Genomic DNA, 26102 nt, shown 5'->3' with positions numbered 1-26102 from the left:
CCTGGATATGGCTATTTATCCAGCTCCACAGTTTGCACCTGAACGTCCCAGTGGCCATCTAAAATTTCAAACCTGCGCTGTTCTTCTTTTTTCAATTTGTCGGCGTCCGGGTAAAGCGCTTTTTTATAGGGCGTTGTCAAATTAGGGTCGAAGGCGGCCTGGATATTCTTAAAAACCAGGGTCACACGGTAGTCCCAACGACTTTCCTCCGTAGCATGCAGACGTGGTTTTTCCGCTTTAATCGATAGGATATCGCCTTTTTCGAGCGCTTTTTTCAGGAGCGGGTAGTGATTCTTTTTAAACAATTCAATGAACTCATCGGCATACCCCCACTTGGCTTTGTAATAGCCCTCGATTGTAAAAGTCTGATCGTTGTTATTTTGCTGGGCGGAAACCTGGCCGGTTAGGGCTGTCAGCAGCAGGGCAGAAAGAATGTAGCGACGGATCATATCTGATTTGTTTAGAATGTGCTGTTAAAAATCAAATATCTTAAAATAATCTATAAAGTCTATGGATTTAAACTGATAATTATTTTTAGTAATGATTCAGATTGCTATTTTCTGCGAGAAGAGCGGTCTGAATGCCTTTTTAGGTAGGTATCCCGAAATATCTGCATTCAATTTGGTTCGCTTTCTGGTTTTAAATACATTTGACGATTAAATCTATAATTTAAATAGACTTTGCTGTGAAATCAAGAATATTTTTACTGTCAGCGCTTCTTGCGGGTAACACGTTGCTCGCCCAGACCAAGCCAGCCCCGGTTGTTATCGAAGGAGTAGTTCCCGGCGTGGCAACGGGTTTTGTTTATCTTCAAAAATTTGAGGAGAAAATTTTCCGGACAATAGATTCCGTTGCGATCGAAAAAGGGAAGTTTCATTTCAAATCGTCGATCAGGCTTCCTGAACTTTACGGACTCACCGTAGACAACAAAAAATCGCCCTTGTTTCTCTTTCTGGAAAATACAAAGGCCGTTAAAGTTACGCTGGATACCGCCGCGTATTATAAAAATAGCGTGGTTACAGGCTCTCCCGGGCAGGATTTGTTTGAAAAATACAAGCAAAGCCGGGATGTCAAAATTGATGAATTTATCAAGACAAATCCTTCGTCAATCGTATCGGCATATGTATTGTACCGTAACTTTTCATACCGGCTTACACCGGAAGAAATTAATCAGAATATCAATTTACTGGATGCGTCGCTGCATGGCACACCTTATGTAAAAACGCTCCGACAGTTGGTTGTGACCCTGGATAAAGTGGCGGTAGGCAAACAGGCGGTGGATTTTACGGCCAGTAATCCGGAGGGAAAACCCGTAAAACTTTCCGATCATTTTGGTAAATATCTGCTGATCGATTTTTGGGCCGCCTGGTGCGGGCCTTGCCGTAAAGAGAATCCCAATCTGGTAAATGCTTATCAAAAGTACAAGGACAAAGGATTTGAGGTGTATGGCGTCTCACTGGATAAGAATAAGGAACACTGGCTGAAAGCAATCGAAAAAGATAGCCTTGTGTGGACGCAGGTTTCGGATCTGAAATATTGGCACAGCGAACCTGCGGCACTTTATGGCGTCAGGGCAATTCCCGCCAACTTTCTTTTAGACCCATCCGGAAAAATCATTGGCAAAAACCTGAAAGGAGAGGAGCTGCATAAAAAGCTTGAAGAATTGTTGGGTGGGCAGTCCGGGTCCGTTTTGAAAAGTTCTAAATGACTCATAGAGTCGATTTAATTCATACAAAATACCTTAATTGAAAAATTAAGGTATTTTTCCGTTTAACAGAGGTTGTTTTAAATAGTACTGATGGAAATTCCGATCAAGAATAAACTTAACGTAAAGGAGCTCTTTAGAATAAAGAGAATGAAAGAGGTGATTAAAACGACCAACCCGCACGGTCACAAGGAATATCTTGAAATCATTTACCTGGAAGAAGGTGCGGGGATCCATCAGATTGACTTTAACCGGTTTTCTGTTAGCCCTCACAGTCTGTACCTCGTGATGCCCGGGCAGATTCACAGTTGGGCGCTCACCGAGATTCCGAAAGGGTATGTGGTGATGATCCAGAAAGATTTTTTGCTCGATCATCCGCTTTATGACACGTTGTTCCAGGCTTTCCCACTGTCTTTTCCTAATATTTTTCAACTCGCCGAGACAGAAGGAATATTCGCTGATATTTTCAGGAATATCGAAAAGGAGTATGTTCATGGGGAAACCAATTACGAGGCAGTGATCCAGACCTATCTGCTGCTTCTCTTCAATCTCCTCAAACGTCAGATCAAATCGGAGCAGGCAAATCCCAATCCGGCGCTGCTCAAAAATTTCTTTGCCATGCTGGATGCGGAATTCAGGGCGAATCATGAGACGGGATTTTATGCTGACCGGTTAAATACAACATCGAAGACGCTGAATACCACCTGTAAAAAACATTTGGGGAAGACAACCGGGGCGGTAATCAACGAAAAACTGACCGCAGAATCAAAAAAACTGCTCTTATATTCCCCTAAAAACCTGACCGAGATTGCCTTCGAGCTCGGTTTTTCGGATTCATCACACTTTAATAAATTTTTCAGGCGTCAGACCGGCGTGTTACCGGGTGTTTACCGCAAAGGAATTTCCTGAATGTACCAGAAATCGGAAGAGATGTACAAAGTCTACTGTTTTTGTAGGATTTAAATTTGCCATGCTGTTGTACTAATACAAACAGGCAATTTACTCAAGATGAAGATAGCAGTTTTTACAGTATTTTTCTTATCCCTTTTTGTAATGCCGGTTCAGGCGCAAAGTAGTTTCGTCCTGACCGGCAAGATAGTCGATAAAGAAACCGGACAGGCGCTTGCCCATTGTTCAGTTGCCCTTTTTAAAAGCCAGGACTCGACTTTGGCAGGAGGCATATTGACGAATGAGCATGGCAGTTATAAATTTGAGAACGTCGCTTTTGGACGATATTATATTCAAACGCAATACATCGGGTACGGCAAATCGGTTGTTGGCGTGCCGGATTTTACCTCCGAACGTACTTCCATTAACCTGGAGGCTGTTGCCATGGCACCTGATCCGAGGACACTCGATGCGTTGAACGTAACGACCGGACGGCAGATGGTAGAACACAAAATTGACCGTCAGGTGTACCGGGCAGAGAAGTTTCTCGGTAGTCAGGGAGGAACGGCTGTTGATGTGCTTAAAAACACGCCCTCCGTGACGGTAAACAGTGAAGGAGATATTCGTTTACGTGGCTCGTCCGGATTTTTGGTATTGCTTAATGGAAAGCCCGTGCAGGCGGATCCGGCAGTTATACTCAATCAGATACCTGCCAATACGATTGAAAATGTTGAGGTGATCACAGCACCGTCGGCACGTTTTGACCCGGATGGGAAAGCGGGTATTATCAACATCACTACCAAAACGGCAGTTGCGGGGAGCCGGTCTCTTACCGCCAATATTCAGGGCGGGCTACCTGCAGTTTACCGTTACAATAATCTTCATAATCCTTCACGATACGGCGCGGACCTGACATTTAACCTTCGTTCGGATCAATGGGATTTTAATCTGAGTGTCAATTATCTGCGGAATGACATCGCTGGCAGAAGAGTAGGAGATGCCAACACCACACGCGACGATGTTCGCACCTCATTTCCGTCTAGCGGTGAAAGAAGTTTTACCCGGTATAACTACACGGTGAGAAGTGCGGTTTCTTTCACACCAAACGTCAGGAATGTTTTCTCGGCTGGATTTTACAGGGGTTATCGCTCGCAATCGCGCCGGGCGGACATTGTTTACAATAATACAAAAACCGACCTGGCCACGGGCGAAGTGATCAGTAGAATCACTTATTTCAATTCAAATATTGCCCGTAAATCCGGCGGCATAACACTCGGGAACCTGGATTATACGCATACATTTATCAACAAATCGTTCATTGCCGTTTCTGGCCTTATTGAAAGGGCGGGTATGAATGGGCTGACGACCAATCAGAATCTCCGGGAACCGGGGAGAGAGGTGATCTTGCAAAGCACCCGTAACCCGAGTGAAAATCCCTTAACGGCTTACAGGTTCAGGGCAGATTATACAACCCAAATGGGCGGCGGTAAACTGGAAACAGGTTATCAATACAGAAATCAGGTTCAAAAAGGAAGTTTTCAATACCAGAATCTCGATCTTGAAAGCGGTGCGTTTCTTATTGTTCCGGAGTTCAGCAATGTCACCAAAGTCGTTAACCACATCCATTCGTTTTACGGGCAATATGGGGCGAAGTCCGGCAAGCTGGAATACACCGGGGGATTACGTTACGAGTATGCCACCCGGGCATTTGCAGCCGGTGCGCAAAATATCCGAAACCTTAATTTGTCTAATATCTTTCCATCGGTCAATTTACAATATCAGTTTAGTATCTCATTCAGGGCCAGGGTGGGATATAACAAACGCGTACAACGTTCGACCAACAATGAGCTGAATCCTTTTCCTGAGCGGGAACATTCGGAGACACTGGAGTCGGGTGACCCGGATATTTTACCCGAATTTATTGATCTGACAGAACTTGGAGCGGTCAGGGATTTTGAAAAGGGAAGCGTTTTTGCAACGATTTACAATCAGCGTATCAAAAATGTGGTGAACCGGGTGAACAGTGTTTACAATGACACAATCCTAAACCGGATTTATACAAACGCCGGCCTGGCAACCTCCTGGGGCCTGGAAACCGGAACCACCCTGAACCCGACCCGATGGTGGCAACTCTATGCCGGGGGAAATATTTACCATTATAAAATTAAAGGGGCCCTTTTCGCGGATCAGGTGAAGGTTAACACTTCCAGCCTGGTTTATTCGATCAATGCCAATACCACCTTCCGGCTTTCTCCTACCTTTCAGCTTCAATGGGCGCTGAATTATCTTTCAAAAAGGGTTACGGCACAGGGTGAGGATTCACGTTTAATTACCCCGGGTGCTTCTGCTAAAAAAACTTTTTTAAAAGGAAAACTGGCCGCAACACTTCAATGGCAAAACATAGATCTGGGCCTTTTGGGCAGCAATAGACAAAGGATTACAACATTTGGAAAGGATTTTTTTACGACGACAAATTACATTCAGGAAACGGATATTTTTCTCCTGAGCCTAAGTTATAACCTGAACCAGACTACCAAAAAATCCAAATTGCCGGCAAGTGAATTTGGCGAAAGAGAGTTTTAAATTTCTCGTTACATACCTGAGTTAATTGCAAAAAACCTCCGATAATTTAAGGCCGTAATCGGCAATAAACTATCAGAGGCCGTTATTGATAAACCCTGTTACTGAAAAATATCAGGATATTTCCGGATGAAATAAACCGGTGTGCAGCTCCATGCGTGGCAATAACTATTGATCGGGAAAAAATGGTAGGGAGATAGGTACGCATCATTGGGGTCATACACTTCCCAGAATGTATCGGCACCTTTTTTTACCATACCACCCCAATAGTTGATCAAAGCCTCCTTGGCTTCGGTTTTCAAGCCGCTTTCAATCAGCGCCGAGATAAAAAAGTGGTAAAGATAGGGCGCGCCGGGAATCACCGCTTCCTTATGACTGGTGATATTTCTTAGCGCCAGTTTGGCTTCCGCGGGGCTGGTGACATTTGCCAGCACCATCCATATCTGGGAGGCATATGAAACCTGTTTTTTGCTGCCGCTTGTAAAAAGGCCAAGTTTGCTGTCGTATAAATTTGTTCTGGCGGCCTGGCTCATTTTCCGGATCAGCTCCGGAAGTTCTTTCAGTTCGTGCTCCTTTTTTAAGAGTTTCGCGAGTTCATAGGTTTGTTTAAGTGTGTAAATGGTCAGTCCCTGCAACGCGGTTGATTTGTCAAGCTCTTCTTTCCAGTCAAAAAACAGCCACCATTCTTTTTTAGCCTTTTCAAAATCCATGAGCCCGTTTGGCAGGATATAACTTTTGGCAATCTCGGCCTGGACTTTCGCTACGGGCCATAAACTGTTCGCGGTCTGGTAGTCGTTGGTGGCTGTCAGGTACTCTTTTAAGGTGACATTGTAAAGAAAAGAATAATCCAGCAGATGTTGTCCAGCCTGTGGGTGCGGCTCCGGAGTTTCGAATACCGTACCGACCAGATATCCGTTTTTGTCGCTCAAACCCGCCAGTAAATACTGGCACCTTTTGGTAAGATCGTGATTTTTGAATGAGTAGCTGTTTGCCAGAGATTCCAGATACAGATCGCCGATCCATAACCGCCGGTCACGTTTGGGGCCATCTTCATAAACCGTTTGCATACACTCTTTTAAGGTATTCAGGCCCACGCTGTCAATTTTTTTAATCATGTCATGCGCGTTCGGCTGTAAGGCTGACGGTTTTGTTTTGACAGAGGATACGGCTCTGCAACGCAGGTTTTCAATTTTGAAATCAAAATACTGTGAGCTCCCAAGCAACTCTATTTTGACATAACGAAATGCCATTCTCCGGGATATGGTTACGAGCGATGGGATATCCATCACAGTGATATATTCGTCTTGCAGCCATGCCCTGCTCAAATCGCCTTTGTAAGGATCATACGGCGTTTCGATTTCCGACGGAACCTCTCCGAATGTCAGTTTGAATTTCAGCGGCGCATCCGGCGTTCCCTTTAACGTGGCGACATTGAAAGAAAAGTATCCGGTGATGTGTTTTCCAAAATCCAGTGTGACAGTTTTTTGGGTTTTGAAGGAAGTCGCGTACAAATCTGTTAGCGAACTGGCGGGAACGGTTTTCCAGCCCTGAAATGCATTTTGGTCTGTTATAATGTTGACCATGCGTTCTGGTGTTTCAATGGTTTCCGTAAGGGCCGGTTTTAATTCATCGGCGAGTTTCAGCCATTGTTGCCTCCATGGCGCATACACATCCTGGCAACTGCCGGTTTTTGGTAAAAACGATAACAGGAGAAACCAGGCAAAAAACTGATTTTTTTTGAAGAAAGTATTCATTACATCAACGGAATAATAGGAAACTGGACTGGTTATAGCGGATTAAAAAAAGCTACTGAACTGAAAGCCTCAATTCAGCAGCGATGTGGCTCAATACCCTGGATTTTGTTTTAAAAGCGGATTCAATCTTATTTCCCGTTGAGGGATAGGAAATAAAAGTTTGGTTTCAGATACATTGTAGGAAGCTGCCACTGGTGATATGCCCGCAGGATAATAGTAGGCCTGGGGATTGGCTTTTATTTTATTTCCCTGAGCAGTCATCACGGCCACGGCTTTCCCGGTCCTGACCAGGTCCGGCCATCTTTTGTTTTCGAATGCCAGCTCAATCTGACGCTCTTTCAAAATCTGCTCCCGAAGTTCAGTCTGGGCAGTGGTTGTGATGGGTGAAAGCCCGGTTCTGGGGTGGGCGTGTACGGCGTTCAGGCTGGTTAATGCAGATGGTTTTGCCTGTTCGTTCTGAGCTTCTGCAAGCATCAGCAGCACTTCTGCATAACGGTAAACGGGCCAGTTGTCATTTGTATTGGGCGCTATTTTTGCCCCGTGCACAAATTTTTTGGCATAAGGGCGGTTGACGTATCCTTCGCCTGTGTAAAACCCGATCGACGCGGCTTTTCTTTTATCCGCCGCCTCATAACTGTTGATGAGGTCAGGCGTTGGCGTGTTCCATCCTGCATAACTATTTGAGTTTCCGGACGGGAAACCGGAAATCACACCGGGATCGGCCAGAATAGGAAGAAAGTTATACCCGAAATTACTGGCTGCGGCAGCCGTGGGTTCATCCAGGTATTGCACCTCAAACAGCGACTCGGCATTATTTTTGTTGTTGGGATCAAATACCGAAGCGTAGTCGGGCAACAGAGAATATCCGGTGATTTTCGTTAATGCGGATTCTGCATTTTCCCATTGTTTAAGAACCAGATGCACGTTGCCCAGCAGGGCGTAGGCTGCTCCGTTCGCGACGTAACCCTTGGTCTGCGCCGATGCTGCGGGCAAAAGCGAGGCTGCCAGCGTTGCGTCCGCGATGATTTGTTTGTAAACATCTTCCCTGGGAGTCCGGGGCAGTGCAGTCTGTTCGAAACTTGTGGCTGGTTCAAGCGCCAAGGGGACGTCTCCGAAATATTGCACCAGATCAAAGTAACAGAATGCCCTTAAAAACAAGGCTTGTCCTTTGAAATTGTTCTTTTGTTTTTCATCAAAAGTAGCCGCGTCGATGGTTTTTAGCACCTGATTGGCCCGCCCGATAATGATGTAATTGCTGTTATATTTATTGGATGTGGTGCCGCTGTTGGCGTCATCCGTAAAAAGGTCTACATATTCTCTGTCCGCATAACCCCGGTTGGCGGCATTGAAGCTGAACGTGGTATTGTCGGACCGCATTTCGCCCATGGCCCAGGCGCCTACGTCCGCGAGTCCGGTGCCATACAGTGCTCGCAAAGGGTTATAGAGGCCAACAATGGCTTGCTGAAAATCGGATTCGGTCTTGTAAAATTCCGCCGCGGGCACGACAGTTTCGGGAGCTTTGTCTAAAAAGTCGTTTTTGCAGGACGAAAGTATTGCAAAAAGTATGAGTGCCTTCAATTTCATCGTCTTGATTTTTAACGGTTACAGATTAAAATTTACGCCCAAAGTGAATGTTCTCGGAACGGGATACGTGGTGTAATCGCTTCCGGAAAACAATCCCCCGGCAGCTGATACTTCCGGGTTACCGCCGGGATATTTTGTGAAGACAAAGGCCTGTTGAACGCTGGCATATACACGCAATCCATGGATGTATTTATTCTCTTTCAAACCAACCCGGTAACCAAGTGTGATATTTTTGATGGTAAAATAATTGGCACTGTACACAAATTTCGAACTGGCCCAGTCGCGTTCGTAGGACGTGGTATTGGCCTTTGATTTGCCATAGATACCGTCACCCGGATTTTCTTCGGAACGCCAGCGGCGGGAAACTCCTTTCAAAACATTAAAAGTGCCGTCGAGATTGGTTGTAAAACGCTCGCTCACATTGATGATCTTGTTTCCCAGCGCGCCTGATCCTACAATGGATAAGTCAAATTTGCGGTATGCAAAGGAGTTCGTAATCCCGAAAATCGCCTTTGGGGCGCTGTTTCCGACAACGGCCTTATCGCGGTCATCATTGGTCACAACACCGTCTCCGTTAACGTCTTTGAATTTTACGGTACCCACTTCTGCGTCGGCATATTTGGGCGACTGGTCAAAATCTGCCTGATTTTTGTACACTCCTTCCCACACGAGGGTATATAACTGCCCGAGCGGTTTACCGACTTCGGTAATGGTATTGTCTCCGAAAATAGCCGCATTGGCAGTACCCAAAGCCAGGGCCTTGTTTTTATTGAAGGAAATATTAAAGTCGGTATTCCACGATAAATTTCCGGCCAGATTCTGCGAACTCAGTGTAACCTCATGACCCCAGAAGGCCAGTTTGCCAATGTTGGTGGCATAGTTGAAAAACCCGGAAGAGATTGGAATGTCGACTGTGTAAAGCAGGTCATCGGTCGTTTTATGGTAATAATCATAGCCGAATTTTAACCGGTTGTTGAAGAAATGAATGTCGACGCCAAAATCCAGTTCCTTCGTATTTTCCCATCCAAGTCTTGTATTGTTCAACCCGGCGATACTTTTACCGGAAAGGTTCTGGTTGCCTACGGGGTTATTCGTAGCAACGACACTTGCATACTGCGTGTAATTTCCGACGTTATTGTTACCGATCACACCATAACTGGCTCTTAATTTAAGAAATGACACAGGTCGTATTCCCGACATAAAGGATTCGTCTGAAACGACCCATCCCGCTGATACCGAAGGGAAATTTCCCCATCTTTTATCGACGCCAAATTTGGAGGAACCGTCCCTCCTGATGGCAGCAGAAAGTATGTAGCGCTGCTTGAAGTTGTAGTTGACCCGCCCTACGAATGATAGTAAGGTCCAGCTTTGAATATCAGTAGTTCCCGTTATCGTTTTTGCAGCGTTCAGAGTCTGAATTTTATTGTCGGGGAAACCGGTAGCAGTAAATAAGCCCGTCTGGGCATGTGCCGTTTGGGATGTGTACCCACCAAGTAGGTCGAACTGGTGCTCGCCGATCGTTTTCTGAAAAGACAAAGTGTTTTCCCATAACCAGGAATAAGCCAGTGCGTTGCCGTGTGAGGCATTGATACGCGACGCGTCAGCTTCGTTGGGTGCGTTAAAAACGCTTCCGGCCGTTGACGGGTAAAAATAATCCGATACGGAATTTCCAAGATCGATATTGATGCCCGATTTATAGACGAGGTTGTTCACAGGTTCAACTTCAATAAATCCATTGGCGAGAAGCCCGCTGTTTCTTGACGTATTTTTAACCACCTGAATCTGGTTGTACCAGTTGGGAGCATCCGCAGAGCCATAACCGTTCGTCGTCAGCGGAATGGATCCGTCTGCATTTTTAAAGGGGGCCAGGGGAGAGGTTAAAATGGCCGACTGTACAATGCTGGGCGTGTTGTACCATATCCCGTCGCTTTGCGGCGTATGATTGTCCGTAAAAGTAGGCGCGGCATTGAACCCGATTTTAACCCGGTCGTTAAACTTGTAATCGGTATTGATACGCAGCGAGTACCGGCTGTAATCCGAGTTTAAAAGTACACCGTTCTGCTTAAAATAACCGGCAACGACGGAGGTGCTGAATTTGTCCTTGCTGCTGTTAAAAGACACGGAATAATTCTGGATCGTGGCCTGGCGTGTTACCGCATCGTACCAGTTGGTGCCGGCACCATATTGCTGCGGATTTTGGAACATGTCCGGAACCGTCTGACCATTTTCCAGCGCAACCTCCTTTTTAAATTGTGCGAATTCGGAGGCGTTCATCATATCCGGCCGTCCTTTCTCAGGAAGCTGCTGAATACCTGTGTAAGCGCTAACGCTGATGGTTGAAGTGCCTGCTTTTGCTCTTTTTGTCGTCACGATCACAACACCGTTGGCAGCTCTTGAACCGTAAAGCGACGTGGAAGAGGCGTCCTTTAAAACCGAGATGTTTTCAATTTCGTCCGGATTGATGTTTGCGATATTACCCGTGATCGGGAAGCCGTCCACCACATAAAGCGGGTCACTTCCGGCTGATATAGACGCCTGTCCCCGGACCCTTACCGACATGCCCTGGCCGGGAATTCCGGTGGTCTGGTTAATCTGGACTCCGGCCATTTTTCCCTGCAATTTTTGGGTAAGCTGGGCGGCAGGGAGGTCGTTGAGCTCTTTTTGATTGATGGTTTGTACGGCCCCGGTAATATTCCGTTTGCTCTGAGAGCCATACGCTACTACAATAACGTCACTCAGGGTTTGAGATAGTACTTCAAGCTGCACATCAATTTTAGTCCGGCCTTCTACCGGTATTTCCTTTGGCGAATACCCAATGAATGAAACCGACAGGATTGCATCGGCACTGGCCGACAATGAGAATGCTCCGTTCGCATCAGTTGAGACACCATGTGTGGTCCCTTTTACCGTAATCGTAGCCCCGGGCATGGGTGTGTTTTTTTCATCCCGGATGGTTCCTGAAATCTGTGTTTGCGCCAGCAAATCGCCTCCGCCAAACATAATCAGTCCAATCACCAGTGTTAAGAACCAATTGTAAGTCCCGTAAATGTTTGTTTTCATAAAAACATAATCGTGTTAAGTAAGATTGTTTTTCTTTCCTTGTTTATAATTTTTATTTACTTTGTATCAAAGTGAGACAAATGTAAATTATTACCATTTATCAACTGTCCCTATCTGTCCTGAGCTGATTTCTACTTTGAATTATATTTTTACATGAAAAACTACCTCCCTTTGCTGTCGCTGGATGCTTTTAGTATCACGCCTAAATATGTTCAGCTGATGAATGGATTTATGTCGGGTATAGAAAACGGGGCGATCCGGAAGGGCGATTTGCTGCCCTCGATCAATAGTTTGAGTTATGACCTGGACATTTCAAGAAATACGATTGAACGGGTTTACAACGAGCTTAAAAAAATCGGGATCGCCGGTTCGGTTCCGGGCAAAGGGGTGTATATCGTCAATACGGATTTTCAGAAAAACTTTAAAATTCTGCTTCTTTTCAATAAGCTGAGCAGTCATAAAAAGATTATCTATGACAGTCTGGTTTTTCACCTGGGGCAACAGGCAACCATCGATTTTTATGTATACAACAATGATTACACGTTGTTTAAAAAAATCGTTACGGAAAAACTGGGCAGTGATTATTCTAAATTTATCATTGTTCCGCATTTCATGGAAAATGCTGACAAAGCTCATGAAATAGTCAATCTGATACCGAAGGACAAGCTGATCCTCGTCGATAAACTCCTCCCCGCTGTCACTGGAATTTTCGGGGCGGTGTATGAAGATTTTAAAAGCGATATTTACAATGCCTTATCCAATCTTTTGGAAAGACTGAGCCAGTATCACACGATCAAACTCATATTTCCCCAAGCGACTTATCATTCCGGGGAAATTGTTGAAGGTTTTGAGGCTTTTTGTAATGATTATAATTTCAGATTCGAGCTGGTGCGGTGTTTGAAAAGTGAAACAATCTGCCCTGGCACGGTTTACATTAACCTGATGGAAGATGATCTGGTAAGTCTGATCGAAAAAATTCTTGATCTCAATTTAAAGATAGGCCGTGACGTGGGTATTATTTCTTACAACGAAACGGCCATCAAAAAACTGATCTTAAACGGCCTTACCACCATTTCAACTGATTTCGAATTTATTGGCAAAAAGACGGCTGATCTTGCTTTGAACAATAAAAGGGAGCGTTGCGCAGCACCTTTCACGGTCCATATCCGTAATTCCTTGTAAACCAAAATTGTAAAAAAGAATTATGTTCTCCGGAATTTGTACAAAAAAGGCGCCTTATGGGCATACTTAACGGGATCTTCGGCCCGTTCGAGAATGTCCAGACTCAGAATTTTACGCTGGAAGTTCGATCTGAGCAGCGGTACACCGAGTATGGTTTCATAGAGATTTTTTAACGTAGCCATCGTAAAAGTTTCCGGCAAAAGATTGAACCCGATTTTCTTATCCAGGTTTTCCCGCAGGACTTCCAGCGCTTTATCAGCAATTTGTTTGTGGTCGAGAATCAGCGGCGGGAGGTCATTGATATCATACCAGGTACAGCTGTCCGAAAGTGCATCAGTCCTGGGAATGGCCTTGGTGAAATCAACCAGTGCATAAAAACCCACAGAAAAGAAACGGCCCAGAATCCAGTGGTCGGGATCCGGCGGAATTCCCTGGCCCTGCATGATGACTTTGATGGTTTCGGGATTGTTACGGTCGTAATTACCGAAAATATGAAACTGATCCAAAAAGATACCATCCAGTCCGGTTTTTGAGGCTAAAATCCTTTTGGCTGCATCGTTGAGATCTTCTTTTTCATAAATATATCCGCCAGGCAAAGCAAACAGATTGGCGTCTCCATGCTCGATAATCAGGATTTTTAGCTGGTTGTTATGGAAACCAAAAATCACAGCGTCGATGGCAAGACCTTTTACAAAACCTTCACCATATTTGCTGATTTCACCGGGAACTGTCTGACGCATTAATTTAGATTAGATGGATAACAAATGTAAAAATACAAATTAGTAAATAACAAAAATGATTTAAACATCTGTACGAATGCTGCGTTGTTGACTGGTTTTGAGCATTTATTTTAAATTTTTATACCCTACAAAGTCTATATACTATATAAAATTCATACATTTGTTTCAAATCTAACAAAAACGTATCTGATGAAATCATTTTTCCGAATTGAAATGCTTTGTTGCTGACCTCAACCTATTGTCAAAAGCTTAACAGTAATTAACAAAACGTAGACATCACCAATCATAATTGCATGAAACAAATTTTAAAGACAGCCCTCTTAATAGGAGTCATTTTCTTCCCCCTATTGCTATCAGCTCAGGATAGACCCACAATCAATGCAACCATCACAGGAAAAGTCCTGGACGCACGTACCAACGAAGCCCTGACCGGCGCGACAGTTACCATTAAGGGCACGACAAACGGTGACGCCACCGACGTGAACGGAGAGTTCAGTCTGATAACAGGTCAGACCTTGCCATTTACGCTGGTCGTTTCTTACATCGGTTACCTGAAAAAGGAAGTGCTGATCAATGAAAGTAAAGTTGAAATTAAACTTGTACCAAACGATACACAGTTGGAGGACGTGGTTATTTCTTCCCGTCGTCGTCAGGAAACCGCACAGGAGGTACCCATCCCGATTTCCGTAATCGGGGGAACCAGAGCGGAAGATGCAGGTGCATTTAACGTAAACCGCCTTAAAGAACTGGTACCCACAGTGCAGCTATATGCTTCCAATGCAAGAAATACCACACTGAACATTCGTGGTCTTGGCTCTACGTTCGGTTTGACCAACGACGGTGTTGACCCAGGTGTAGGTTTCTACGTGGATGGAGTTTATTATGCCCGTCCGGCAGCCACAGCACTTGACTTTATCGATATCGAACGTGTTGAAGTATTGCGCGGGCCGCAGGGAACGTTGTTTGGTAAAAACACAACGGCCGGTGCGTTTAACATCACGACGCGTGCAGCCAGCTTTTCGCCTGGTGCCAATCTTGAATTAAGTTATGGTAACCTGGGTTTTGTGCAGGCGAAGGCTTCGGTAACGGGACCTTTGAGCAAAAAACTTGCGGCACGTCTTTCCTTTACAGGAACGCAGCGCAACGGTACGTTTTTCAACGAGCATACACAATTGCCGATCAATGACATCAACAACATTGGTGTCAGAGGACAAATTCTATACACCCCGACAGAAAATGTAAACATTACCGTTATCGGGGATATTTCTGATCAGAAACCGACTGGTTATGGATGGCCGGTAGCTGGCGTTGTGACTACTAAAAGAGCGGCATACAGACAGTTTGACGCAATCATCGCTGATCTGGGTTATAAATTACCTTATACAAGTGCCTTCGAACGTAAGCTGGATCTTGATACGCCTTCCAAAGCGGATAACCAATTGGGTGGTGTTTCTGTTAACGCCGATATTAAAATAGGTAATGGAACGCTGACGTCTACTTCGGCATGGCGTTACTGGAAATGGACACCGTTGAATGACAGGGATTATATCGGATTGCCGGTATTTACCATTTCTTCGGGTAATTCGAAACACGACCAATGGTCACAGGAAATACGTTACTCCGGAAAAATATCACCAAGATTGAGCGGAGTGGTTGGGGTTTTCGGTCTTTGGCAGGATCTTACCTCAGATCCCGTACAGACGGAGGAAGCGGGTTCGGCGCAATGGCGGTTTGCACAAAGTTCAACCAGTGCTTTATGGAAAACACCAGGTTTGTTTGACAACTTTGGTATCCGGACTACAAACGAAATCAAGAGCACCAGTTTGGCCGTATTTGCACAGGCAGACTGGGGCATAACGGATAAGATTCACGTGCTGCCAGGTGTGCGTTACAACTATGACAAAAAAGTAGTGGATTACAGCCGTGTAACTTATGGCGGATTGCAAACAACCGATGCAGCACTGCTTGCTTTGAAAAACGGTGTGTATACCAACCAGTCGTTTAACACAGATTATGCAAAGGGAAATTTCTCGGGACAGCTTTCGTTGCAATACAAAGCCAGCCGCAATGTGAACGCTTATGCTACCTATTCAATTGGTTATAAGCCTATTGGTGTGAATGTGGGCGGTTTGCCAACGGCAAATGGTCAGGTGTTGATTGATCTTGCTAATGTGAAACCTGAATACGTAGACCATAAAGAATTCGGTATCAAAACCAAGCCGACCAGCAATTCTGTTTTGAACCTGACTGTTTACCGTTCTGATATTAAAGATTACCAAACGCAGGTACAAACGCCGGAACCTGGTGTAAACCGTGGTTATCTGGCTAATGCAGAAAAAGTGCGTGTACAGGGTGTTGAATTGGATGGGAATCTTCGTCTTAAACACTTCACATTCAACGCGGCTGTGGCGTACACCGATGGAAAATATGTACGTTTTGCCAATGCGCCTGTTCCATTGGAAGAAGTTGGTGGAACGCAGGCTTTCAAGGATGTTTCAGGAGGAAGATTACCGGGTATATCCAAGTGGTCGGGCTCAGTGGGCGGCGAGGTTGTCGTAAAAGGAACCTTTGTTGGCTTGACAGGGAATTACTTTTTGGGAGTTGACGAGTTTTTACGGTCTGATTTCTCATCAAGTCCATCTCCTTCCCAGTACCTAAACATCGGTGGCTACGGACTAACCAACGCCCGTTTGGGTTTCAGAGCTTCCAACGGACTTTCGTTCTTCTTATGGGGAAGAAACATTTTCAACAAGAACTATTATGAGCAGTTATTGGCCGCACCGGGAAGTTACGGACAATATGCAGGTATCGTGGGCGACCAGCGTACCTATGGTGTAACGGTAAGATTCACATACTAATTAACCGAACTGGCTGAGAGATCAGTACGATCCGGTAAGGTTTAACAAAAGACAGCGGCAGACTTGGTTTGCTGCTGTCTTTTGTTTTAGAAGGTAGATGGTTTAATAAAGATATCTGTGAAAATTGTGTTTCCGTTATTTTCGGGAATTGTATTTTAAGTGCAGAAGGCGCGGCGAGTAGGAAATCATAAGATAACTCCAAACCGGGATTTTACCGGAATCAGGGACTTTTTTCAGAAGCTCGATACGTTTTGCCGTGTAGGCCGAGGAAAATCCGAATATGATCTCGACCTTTTTTACAGGTTTGAAATTCAGGGAAAGATCGTTTTCAAAGCCAAGATATTTTCCTGCCAGCTCCTGATCCGTTAAGGAATGCTGCGCGTAGAAAAGATGCGCATCTGCCCGTAATGATAATTTTTCATTGACCTGATAAATCAGAAAAAGATAGGGGTTAACCAGGCCCTTGTCGTTCACGTCGGCAGGAAACCGCGTAAACAGGTTCATGTTTCCCATAAATTTCCAGGCAACACCATAAAGAGGAACAAAGGAATTTGAGACGTTTTTCGGTATACTTGCTTTGTTGCCACTCAGGATTTCGGCTCCTAGCCGTACCGTTGCCTTTGTGAAAGTCGCACTTATTTCGGGTTGTACATAATAGGCATGTATCGTTTTTGCACTGGCGGTCTGTCCGTACTGGTAATAGGCGCTGACGGTTCCATACCACCATTGACGGGAATATTCCAGACGCCCGCCGTTGGTTATACGTTGGTAATATGCTCCTTCATTGCTGCTTTTTTCAAAAACTTCCAGGGTATTGATGGTCGTTATGGCAAGCTGATTTTTAAACTTGTGTTTCAAATGATGAACAAACAGGAGTTTATATTGGTGTGACGCTACCGGAGAATAGGCGGCGTCAAAATTCTTTTTGTAGGGACGCGTGAATGCGATGGTGAGATCCGTGGCTATCCTTTTGTTGTAAAACAATCGTATGCCTTCGTGTGCGCGGCTTTGCTGGCTCCAGGGAGCCGCAGAAAATATCCGGCCATTGTCGAGCGATAGCGCCTGCCTCCCGATTCTGGCGGAGAAAAACCTGTTTAATGACGGTTCAATGTAAAATTCGAATGCATTGATGTTACCAATACGGGAAAATCTCCCCGATTTACCCCAGACATGTATTTCCTGCGGAGAAGCATGAAATTTGAAATTTTTTGCGGTGTAGGTAAGACTAAGCCGGTTTCGCAGGCTCGCGTAAAATTCAGGCATGGTAGAGTCGGCTGGCGTCTGCATATAGTTGTCACTAAACTCAGCCCTGGGCCTGATTTCAAAATCAACGATGAGTTGCCGACGGAGCGTGTCACCGGATTGTGCGTATGACAGCTGGCTTTTCAGACCTACAATGAGCAAAAGTAATAAGGGGTAACGCACCGGTAATGTTAGTATAGTAAGCCCATAGAATACAAGAAAATGATTAAGATCGAAATTACGGAAATATTTGTTTCTATGATGTTAACTGAAGGATTGAATGTGTGTTCCGAACATTAAGTTTTATGCTTTGACTTTGCATTGCAAAACTTTCAGGAACTTGGCCTACAAAAGATCCTGAATGGTTGTTTTACTTAAAACTGATAAATTGACCGCCTGCCACTTTTCCAGCGCGGTTTTTAATGTACAAAGTTCGCCGGAAGCGCAGTCAGCACACTGCCCGGAAAAAGTGGAGGAAGCGCATTCAATCGCTGCAATGGGCGCGCCTGTTACTTCCAGCACAGTTAAAAAACTGATTTGATCGGCCGGGACTGCCAGTGAATATCCGCCTTTCCCCATGTTGCTTTCAATGAGGCCGCTGTGTGTCAGTTCGACCAAAATTGTTTGCAGATAACTTTTGGGGATGTTCTCCTGCGTAACAATTTCAGAAACAAATGTCGGGCCTTTCAGGTGTCTCGTTGCCAGTACTTTAAGTGCTTTTAGAGCATACTTGGTCTTTTTGGTTATCATGATGTCACGCTATTTAATAGTTGCCGGGCTGTAAAGTGCTTTCCGGTAACGTGTATTTTTTATCTGCTTTATCAAGTACCACATAAATCGAGTCGCGATTTTCGTTTAATCCGTGCAGGATGATCCTTGATTTGTCCGGTTTGTTGTAATGGAAAACCAGCCGCTGGGTTGTGTCCGGAATATTCTTGTTTTGCAGATACAAAACCTTGTTGAGCGTATCGGCCTGATAGGTGAAAAAATGCCGTCCGCCAGCCACACCAGCCATTTCAAAACGCCTGTCGACTTCTTTTTTAGGCCGTCCGCCACCACCTGAAACATCGATTTTGACAGGTTTGTTTACCTTAAAAGTAAAGGTGGCCCATTTTTCAAAAACGGCGTCCTGCCATCTCACCGTGTCCGCGGGGGAATACGGGATCACCCTGTTATTCAACCGGAATTCGGTGACGTGATAATAGCCGGCACTGTGGGCAAGCCCTTTGTTATGGGGAAGTTTATAAGGGTCATACCTGAAATTCTGATACATCAGATAAGAAAAAAGCCCTATGAAGATCAATAACGTCGCAGATTTTATGGTCACCCGGAGTGTCTGCCAGTGTCCGGAAAAGTTTGGAAAGAAGTTGTCGGGCGTCGTGAATTTTTCAAGGATGAGCAGATTGTAAAGTCTTGGAACATCGTGTGCGACGACAAACAAACCATATAGGCAGAGATAGGTCGAAAATAAATGTACTTCGCCGTCGTAGACAAAGTTCACAAAGACGATATCCCCGAGTGCGGCAAACAGTAAAATTCCTCCATAGAGTGCCGTAGGCCTGAAAAGGAGGAGAACACCTGCCAGCAATTCGATGAAACCCGTGAAGGATTCATACCAGGGAACACTGCCCACAGAGAGCCAGAAGACTTTCTGCGGCGTAAGATTGATAAAATCGGTATTCAGTATGCTGATTGACGGATAGGGCATCTGGGTCGGAAACAGCTTTGTAAATCCATAACCCAAAACCCCCACACCCGCTCTGTAACGTACCAGCGTGCGCAGCCAGTAGTATAGGGTATTATAGCTTTTTCTATGTTTGTCAAACAGGGTCCATACCAGTCCGCCGATTGTCGAAACGAGCAAAACAATAGCCCAGTTGACATAAGACTCAATTCCCCAATGCCCGCTTTCAGACTGAATTTCGACAAATTTGGGCGTGAATTCGCAAAAAACGTGCAAATGCCGGTATTCGAGTGTATCCCAGCGAATCGAGGCAATGTTTTTGTACCAGAATCCGTTCCAGGGAATGGACATGATCACGAAAAATAAAAACAGGATTCTGAAACCGGTTTTCTGGTAGTTATTCCAGGCCGGTACAGTCGTTGGTGTAGTTTTATTGAGCGTAAAATTGTCTGTCAACAGGTCAGCCATGGTTATAAGGTTAAAAGTTTTCTTCTACTCAGATAAAGGGGGTATTTCTTTTGTATTTTTTCGAGAACCACGTACAGGGAATCGTTTTTCTGATCGGTGCCGGAGAGTACAACAGTCGTGCTGTCGGGTCTGGAAATTTTGAATTTCAGCGTCTCGCCCGGATAATTCCGGTTTTTATTTTTGAGCAGGATTGTGCTGTCCGTAGGATTTGCGTCATAGCTGTAATAATGTCGGGATGTAATGCCGGCCAGCTCATAGTTTCTGTCAAAATCCTGTTTCTGAATCTTTTCGAAGTTGGTGTCGTCGATAGCGACCGGACGGTTAGAACGGATACTGAGCGTAGCCCATTTTTCAAAGACCACGTCTTTCCACCGGGCGGAATCCGTTTGAGAATAGGGCAGGACTTTCCCGTTAACACGGAACGTGCTGACATTGTAAATTCCACTGGCATCTGTCAGGCCGGGCTTGGCTGGGAATTGATAAGGGTCATTTTTATAGCCGGAATAAGCTTTGATGCCGTAACTAAAAACAAAAACGAAAATAATAAGCCCTTTAAAAACCAGACGCGCCGTTTTCAGATTTCCGTTCCAATGAAGTTTATAGCGATTGGGGCGGGCAGGTCTGTTCAACGAAATAAGGGTAAATATCTTTTCCGCGTCAAATGACAGTACAAAAAGGGCGAAACTGATCAGGTAAAAACTGTATACATACTCGCCGCCGTCATAGGCAAGGTTGGATATGAAAACGTTACCTGTAAAAATGAGGACCGTCAGGGCACCCAATGTTGCTGTTTTCCGAAACAGTAAAAGCAGCCCGGCCAAAATTTCAACAGCACCAAGAAAGCTTTCATAGACGGGTACAATTCCCAGACTCATCGAAAACATTTTCCAGTCGGTAAGGTCTCCGTAATTGGTATGCAGATTGCTCAGGGAAGGGTAGGGCGCCTGCATAGGAAAGAGTTTTAAAAAGCCGTAACCCAATATGCCAATGGCAAGCCGGTAACGAACAATCACCCTCAGCCAATAATATAACCTGTCAAAATGGTTGCTTTTAAATTTGAATTTTTCCCAGATCAGGGCGCCGCCTATGGCCACTGCGGCAATAAGAGTCCAGTTGAGAAATGATTCTTTCCCTGGAATGAACTGAGGTGTAAGGCGTGAAAGCGTAAACAGGTCACCGTAGCTGATGTTTAGCCCGTCCATGCTTTTTATGGTCTCAAACAAATCGGTGTTGAGAGGCAGCGACTGGATCAGAAAATAGATAAAAGCGATCCGGAGGTATCGGTACTGTGTCTCGCTTCGTATTTCGCCGGTCGTAGAGTCTTCCATAAGGGGATATAATTTATTTAATCGATAGGTTTTATATACAAAAATGAACCACAAAAATTAGCTTGATTTTCATTGGTCAAATTATGTTTTGGTCAGAAAATTCTTGTGCTGAATTGTTATTACCAGCCTTTCACCGCACCGCCTTTGAAGGCTGTTTCGGCAGCTTTTTCAACTTCTGCGGAATGATAAGCCTTGACAAAATTCTTTACTTTCTGCTCATCTTTATTGTCTTCCCTCGCTGCAATGATGTTTACATAAGGAGACTCTTTATCCTCCACCAGAAGCCCGTCACGACCCGGGATCAGATTGGACTGCGAGGCAAAAGTGTTGTTGATGATCGCTATCGTGACATCCTGGTCGTCCAGGGCTCTTGGCAGCTGTGGTGCTTCCAGTTCCAGAATCTTCAATTCCTTCGGGTTTGCGGTGATGTCAGTCACTTTTGGCAACAATCCCACACCGGCACGCAGTTTGATCAAACCGTATTTCTGTAAAAGCAGCAGCGATCTTCCGCCGTTGGTCGGATCGTTGGGGATGATGATCGTATTTCCGTTTTTCAACCCGGATAAATCCCTGATCTTTTTCGAATAACCCGCGATGGGATAAACAAAGGTATTGCCAACGACGGCAAGTTTGTAACCGCGCTGTTTAGACTGTTCTTCCAGATAAGGCTTATGCTGAAACGCGTTGACATCAATATCACCCTGATTAAGGGCCTCGTTCGGAACCACGTAATCGTTAAAGGCAACAAGTTCCACTTCAAGCCCATACCGTTCCTTCGCAACTTTTTTGGCCGCTTCGGCAACACTTAATTCCGGGCCGGCTGAAACACCGACTTTGATATGGTTTGGATCATCTTTTTTGGAACTTCCTGAGCAGTTCCAAATTGAAATTACGGAGCCTGCGAACAGCAGGGTAGACAAAAAGGATGTGAATATTTTCATGATTTTATCTGATAGCTAACCTGAAAAAATGGAATTATCTGTGATCCACACGTTTGGATATGCGGTCGCCTGCAAACTGGATCAGAAATACCAGTATGACCAACAAGGCAAGAACAGTGTTCATGATTACAGCGTCGTACCCGATGTAACCGTATTGGTAACCAATTTGCCCCAATCCGCCCGCGCCAACCGCGCCGCCCATGGCGGAATATCCAACGAGCGTGATCAGCGTAATCGAAGCGCTGTTGATCAGGGAAGGCAAAGCTTCGGGCAAAAGCACTTTGCGAACGATCTGCAAGGGCGTCGCCCCCATGGCTCTTGCCGCTTCAATAAGTCCCGAGGGAACTTCCAGAAGACTGTTTTCCACCAGCCTTGCTATAAATGGAGCTGCCCCGATGCTAAGCGGAACAAGCGCCGCACTCACACCGATCGAAGTACCTACCAACGATCTTGTGAACGGGATCATCCATACGATCAGAATGATAAATGGAATGGACCGAAAAATATTCACGAGTACCGAGACAATGGTATTCAGGGAAGGATGAGCCAGAACCTGGCCTTTTCGGGTCAAAAAAAGAAGAATTCCGACCGGAAGTCCAAGCGAAAACCCGAAAAAGCCGGATGCGAATGTCATCACGACCGTTTCCCACAAACCTTTCAGCATCAATGATAACAGTGAATCATACATAACCTACAATCTCGACGATGATTTGTTTTTCAATAAAAAATTTAATCGCTTCCCGGCAGTCCTTCGGATTTCCAGAGAGCTCCACAAGGATCACACCGAAGCTTACATTTCCGGCATAATCCATCTGGGCGCTGATAATTTTGGTGTCAATTTCAAAAATGCGGGCCGCCTGCGAAAGAATGGGCTCGTCCAGCGAGTTGCCGGTCAGCTCCATTTTTAATAACGTCCGTTTATTTTCTTCATTCGAATTTTTCAGCTTTTGCCGGTACGGATCCGGAATTTCAATGTGCATGGAAGAGGTGATAAACTCACGCGCAAGATCGGTTTTGGGATTAACAAAAATCTCAGCAACGGTACCCTGCTCGATCAGTTTGCCGTGGCTAATCAGGGCAACCGAATCACAAATTGATTTAATAACAGCCATTTCGTGGGTAATCAGAAGAATGGTTATGCCTAGTCTTTGATTGATATCTTTTAATAAATTCAGAATAGACCGGGTTGTAGCCGGATCCAGGGCGCTGGTTGCTTCATCGCATAACAAAACTTTCGGGTTGCTGGCCAGTGTACGCGCAATGGCCACCCGCTGTTTTTGGCCTCCCGAAAGATTGGAAGGATAATCATTTATTTTTTCTTCCAGCCCGACGAGCTTAAGTAAATCCACAACCCTTTCCCGGATCTGTTTTTTAGGTGTATTGTCAAGTTCGAGCGGAAAGGCGATGTTTTCAAAAACCGTTCTGGAAGAAAGCAGGTTGAAATGCTGAAAGATCATACCGATATGCCTCCTTTCCCGGGCAAGCTGCGAAGCTGAAAGTTGTGTCAGCGTTTTTCCTCCAACGATCACCTCACCGGAAGTGGGTTTTTCGAGCAGGTTCACACAGCGTATCAGCGTACTTTTTCCGGCGCCTGAGCTTCCGATCACGCCGAATATTTTCCCTTCTTCCACACGTAGCGACACATTGGAAAGCGCTGAAATCTCTCTGTCTTTCTGATAAAATGTCTTGGTGATATTTCTTAACTCAATCATTAAAATGCAATTTTAGGAGGTGATTGTAAACTGGAAAATCCGCTCCATGGGGCGCAATTTACTCAAACTTCTAAAATAGAATCGCCATATCTGCAATTATTTTATTTGTCCTATCGGTTTTATAGGTTTATTCTGATTCTTAGTAGCACGATGCCTTGAATGGGGGCGCATAGTCTGATATTTTTCCCGGTTTATACCTCACAGAAATTCCCAATGATCATGATCCGGAATGTAATTCGTAATAAAAATCAAAAAATAGTTTGCAATTGATCTTAATCATACTTTACTTTGTCTATCAAATTAATAGATTAATACTTCTGATTTATTACCACCAGTAAATCCGGATAGATTTAATATTTATTTTCTGTTATGGAAACGATTTATTCGTCGGATGGCCGTTTGGTGCCTGGTGTGAAAATGTTGCTGCGATTATCTTCTTCTTGTTTTGCTACGAAGCGTCTTTCCTGTTGTCGAGTCAGTTAGAACTGATTACGTATAACATGTGACGTTATTTGTATTGCACCCCTCATACAAGCTTGTCTTTGAATAAGGCCTTACAAAAATCCCGTCGTTAAGAAATTAGCCAATGTTTGAAATCATTGTTGTTTATGAAAACCATTTTAAAAGAAGGACAGTCGGACAAAGAACTGCTGGATCTGTTTCAGCAAGGTTCGATGGCGGCATTCGAAGAACTTTATAACCGGTATTTTCAGAGGCTTTATCTGCACGCCTACAAAATGCTCGGGAATCAGGATGAGGCCAAAGATCTGATCCAGGAATTGTTTACATCGTTTTGGATCAAAGGCCGGGATCTGGCCCTGACAACAAGCGTTTCGTCGTATTTGTACGCCTCGACTCGTAACCGTGTACTTAATATTTTTGAACATAACCGCGTACACGATCATTACATCTCGTCATTCGGTGCATTTTTGTCTACGGTAGAATTGTCTGTTGATGAGGTGGTTATCGAAAGGGAGCTGGCCGAAATTATTGAGGGAGAAATAAAACAGATGCCTCCCAAAATGAGGGAAATATTTGAATTAAGCCGGAAAGAAGAACTGTCATACCGGGAGATCGCTGAATTTCTGTCGATTTCCGATAAAACGGTTAAAAAACAAATCAGCAATGCGCTGAAAATACTGAGAATGAAAATTTCCTATGGCTTGTTTTTTGTTCAGGCTTGTTTGCAGTTTGTCAGTTAGTGAATTAAAATTGATTGTTTTGTATTGATAATCAGTTAGTTAATATTAATTTACAAAAATAGTTTAAAAAATAACATCTTCTTCTACTACCAAACACTTTCTGGCCTGTCTTAGCATCATACGCAGTAAATCTGATCTCTCAGAGTAACAATGAACAGGCAGGACGCAAGAAGACTTTTACAGAAATACCGGTTGGGACAATGCACCCCGGAGGAAAAATCGTGGGTGGAGCAGTGGTATCTTGAAATCGCCAGGCAGGAGGTTACGATGAAGGACGACATTGTCAAACAGCGGTTGAGCACCTGGAAGGCCGTGCAAAACAATATCTCCAATGGCAGACGACACGATTATTTATTCAGACGTCCATTGCAGGTCGCTGCTTCTGTTGCGGTCCTGCTGGGGTTGTCATTTCTGACTTATCAAAACAAGGCGGTCTTTTTTAAATCCAAATCAGAACAGCTTGCTTACACCGTGATCGAAACCAAAAAATCGCAGCTCGGAAACTTCGTTTTACCCGACGGATCAACGGTATGGCTCAATGCGGGAAGTAAGTTGAAGTATTCCAGCCTGTTTAACCGGAAATTGCGCGAAGTGACCCTGGAAGACGGGGAGGCTTATTTTGACATCAGACATGATACAGAAAAGCCATTTGTTGTTTACGCCGGTAAAACCAAAACCCAGGTGCTGGGAACTGCCTTCGCAGTGAAATCATACAAAAATCTTTCTCAGACGCAGATCAGCGTCGCAAGTGGAAAAGTAGGGGTGATGGGTTCAGGGGCGACTGGCAAACATCCGGTGTTTTTGCTGCCCAACCAGCAGGTTACCTTCAATGCGGCCGGTTCAACATTCGAAAAGGCGAATATCAATGCCCAGGATTTTATTGGCTGGAAGGACGGGAAATTACAGTTCAATAATGAAAATCTCGCTTCGATCGCTGTGATGCTGGAAAAGAAATTCGATACATCCATTCAGTTTAAGGAGCGTGATTTGAGCAAGCTAAGATTCAGTGCCGGTTTTGAGGCGTCCGAAAAACTCGATGATATCCTCGAAGTACTTTGTCTGGCCGAAAATCTGACTTACAAAATAGACGGGAAAAAAATCACCCTTTCACGAAGTAATTAACATTCATTTTTTACAAAACCCACCATTACTTATTTAACCCAAAATCGTTTAA

General features: G+C 44.7%; 19 protein-coding genes. 7 read left to right on the top strand and 12 right to left on the bottom strand.

Translation table 11 applies throughout. From position 1 onward, the window contains the following. Positions 1 to 11 precede the first annotated feature (11 nt). Positions 12 to 449 carry a hypothetical protein gene (locus M1L62_RS08450; protein ID WP_254412596.1) on the bottom strand — a complete coding sequence of 146 codons (438 nt, stop codon included), beginning with the start codon at positions 447 to 449 and terminating at the stop codon, positions 12 to 14. Positions 450 to 685: 236 nt separating this feature from the next. Here M1L62_RS08450 and M1L62_RS08445 point away from each other — a divergent pair, with 236 nt between their 5' ends. From M1L62_RS08445 to M1L62_RS08435, 3 genes are all read left to right on the top strand, one after another. After that, on the top strand, positions 686 to 1708 hold the full coding sequence (locus M1L62_RS08445; protein ID WP_254412595.1) for a redoxin domain-containing protein: 1023 nt from the start codon (positions 686 to 688) through the stop codon (positions 1706 to 1708). Between the two features lie 147 nt (positions 1709 to 1855). Next, positions 1856 to 2614, top strand: a complete 759-nt coding sequence (locus M1L62_RS08440) for an AraC family transcriptional regulator (protein WP_254412594.1) — start codon at positions 1856 to 1858, stop codon at positions 2612 to 2614. Between the two features lie 99 nt (positions 2615 to 2713). Continuing rightward, entirely contained in the window at positions 2714 to 5176 is a 2463-nt protein-coding gene (locus M1L62_RS08435; RefSeq protein WP_254412593.1) for a TonB-dependent receptor domain-containing protein, read from the top strand. Positions 5177 to 5274: 98 nt separating this feature from the next. Here M1L62_RS08435 and M1L62_RS08430 read toward each other — a convergent pair whose 3' ends face one another. The 3 genes from M1L62_RS08430 to M1L62_RS08420 form a co-directional block, all read right to left on the bottom strand. Continuing rightward, positions 5275 to 6927 carry an alpha-L-rhamnosidase-related protein gene (locus M1L62_RS08430; RefSeq protein WP_254412592.1) on the bottom strand — a complete coding sequence of 551 codons (1653 nt, stop codon included), beginning with the start codon at positions 6925 to 6927 and terminating at the stop codon, positions 5275 to 5277. A gap of 90 nt (positions 6928 to 7017) precedes the next feature. Further along, positions 7018 to 8511, bottom strand: coding sequence for a RagB/SusD family nutrient uptake outer membrane protein (locus tag M1L62_RS08425; protein WP_254412591.1), 1494 nt, complete (start codon positions 8509 to 8511; stop codon positions 7018 to 7020). An 18-nt stretch (positions 8512 to 8529) separates the two neighbouring features. Continuing rightward, entirely contained in the window at positions 8530 to 11571 is a 3042-nt protein-coding gene (locus M1L62_RS08420; RefSeq protein WP_254412590.1) for a SusC/RagA family TonB-linked outer membrane protein, read from the bottom strand. 153 nt (positions 11572 to 11724) lie between these two features. Between M1L62_RS08420 and M1L62_RS08415 the strand changes: the two genes are divergently transcribed. Next, a complete protein-coding gene (locus M1L62_RS08415; RefSeq protein WP_254412589.1) occupies positions 11725 to 12753 on the top strand; it encodes a GntR family transcriptional regulator in 1029 nt (342 codons plus the stop codon). 20 nt (positions 12754 to 12773) lie between these two features. Here M1L62_RS08415 and M1L62_RS08410 read toward each other — a convergent pair whose 3' ends face one another. Beyond that, the gene (locus M1L62_RS08410) at positions 12774 to 13493 is read right to left on the bottom strand and encodes an NUDIX hydrolase (protein WP_254412588.1); all 720 of its coding nucleotides are present in this window, start codon (positions 13491 to 13493) and stop codon (positions 12774 to 12776) included. 293 nt (positions 13494 to 13786) lie between these two features. On the opposite strand from M1L62_RS08410, the gene M1L62_RS08405 reads away from it, so the two are divergent. Further along, positions 13787 to 16351, top strand: a complete 2565-nt coding sequence (locus M1L62_RS08405; RefSeq protein WP_254412587.1) for a TonB-dependent receptor — start codon at positions 13787 to 13789, stop codon at positions 16349 to 16351. Between the two features lie 135 nt (positions 16352 to 16486). On the opposite strand, the gene M1L62_RS08400 is transcribed toward M1L62_RS08405, so the two are convergent. The 7 genes from M1L62_RS08400 to metN all read right to left on the bottom strand — a co-directional run bounded on the left by M1L62_RS08400 (position 16487) and on the right by metN (position 23726). Beyond that, positions 16487 to 17776: an alginate export family protein gene (locus M1L62_RS08400; RefSeq protein WP_254412586.1), complete on the bottom strand. Its 1290-nt coding sequence runs from the start codon at positions 17774 to 17776 to the stop codon at positions 16487 to 16489. A 162-nt stretch (positions 17777 to 17938) separates the two neighbouring features. After that, a complete protein-coding gene (locus M1L62_RS08395) occupies positions 17939 to 18343 on the bottom strand; it encodes an RrF2 family transcriptional regulator (RefSeq protein ID WP_254412585.1) in 405 nt (134 codons plus the stop codon). A 13-nt stretch (positions 18344 to 18356) separates the two neighbouring features. Continuing rightward, a complete protein-coding gene (locus M1L62_RS08390) occupies positions 18357 to 19745 on the bottom strand; it encodes a hypothetical protein (RefSeq protein ID WP_254412584.1) in 1389 nt (462 codons plus the stop codon). 2 nt (positions 19746 to 19747) lie between these two features. Continuing rightward, positions 19748 to 21073 carry a DoxX family protein gene (locus M1L62_RS08385; protein ID WP_254412583.1) on the bottom strand — a complete coding sequence of 442 codons (1326 nt, stop codon included), beginning with the start codon at positions 21071 to 21073 and terminating at the stop codon, positions 19748 to 19750. Between the two features lie 119 nt (positions 21074 to 21192). Next, positions 21193 to 22014, bottom strand: a complete 822-nt coding sequence (gene metQ, locus M1L62_RS08380; RefSeq protein WP_256527650.1) for a methionine ABC transporter substrate-binding lipoprotein MetQ — start codon at positions 22012 to 22014, stop codon at positions 21193 to 21195. Positions 22015 to 22048: 34 nt separating this feature from the next. After that, a complete protein-coding gene (locus tag M1L62_RS08375) occupies positions 22049 to 22702 on the bottom strand; it encodes a methionine ABC transporter permease MetI (RefSeq protein ID WP_254412582.1) in 654 nt (217 codons plus the stop codon). Next, positions 22695 to 23726, bottom strand: a complete 1032-nt coding sequence (gene metN / locus M1L62_RS08370; protein ID WP_254412581.1) for a methionine ABC transporter ATP-binding protein MetN — start codon at positions 23724 to 23726, stop codon at positions 22695 to 22697. Before metN ends, M1L62_RS08375 begins: the two co-directional genes overlap by 8 nt. 608 nt (positions 23727 to 24334) lie before the next feature. On the opposite strand from metN, the gene M1L62_RS08365 reads away from it, so the two are divergent. Together M1L62_RS08365 and M1L62_RS08360 are read left to right on the top strand one after the other, a co-directional pair. Continuing rightward, positions 24335 to 24928: an RNA polymerase sigma factor gene (locus tag M1L62_RS08365; protein WP_254412580.1), complete on the top strand. Its 594-nt coding sequence runs from the start codon at positions 24335 to 24337 to the stop codon at positions 24926 to 24928. A gap of 150 nt (positions 24929 to 25078) precedes the next feature. Next, the gene (locus M1L62_RS08360; RefSeq protein ID WP_254412579.1) at positions 25079 to 26050 is read left to right on the top strand and encodes a FecR family protein; all 972 of its coding nucleotides are present in this window, start codon (positions 25079 to 25081) and stop codon (positions 26048 to 26050) included. The last annotated feature ends 52 nt before the right edge of the window (positions 26051 to 26102 follow it).

This window comes from Dyadobacter diqingensis (assembly GCF_024220585.1).
Classification (GTDB): Bacteria; Bacteroidota; Bacteroidia; order Cytophagales; family Spirosomataceae; genus Dyadobacter; species Dyadobacter diqingensis.
This window is presented reverse-complemented; position numbering and strand designations above follow the sequence as displayed.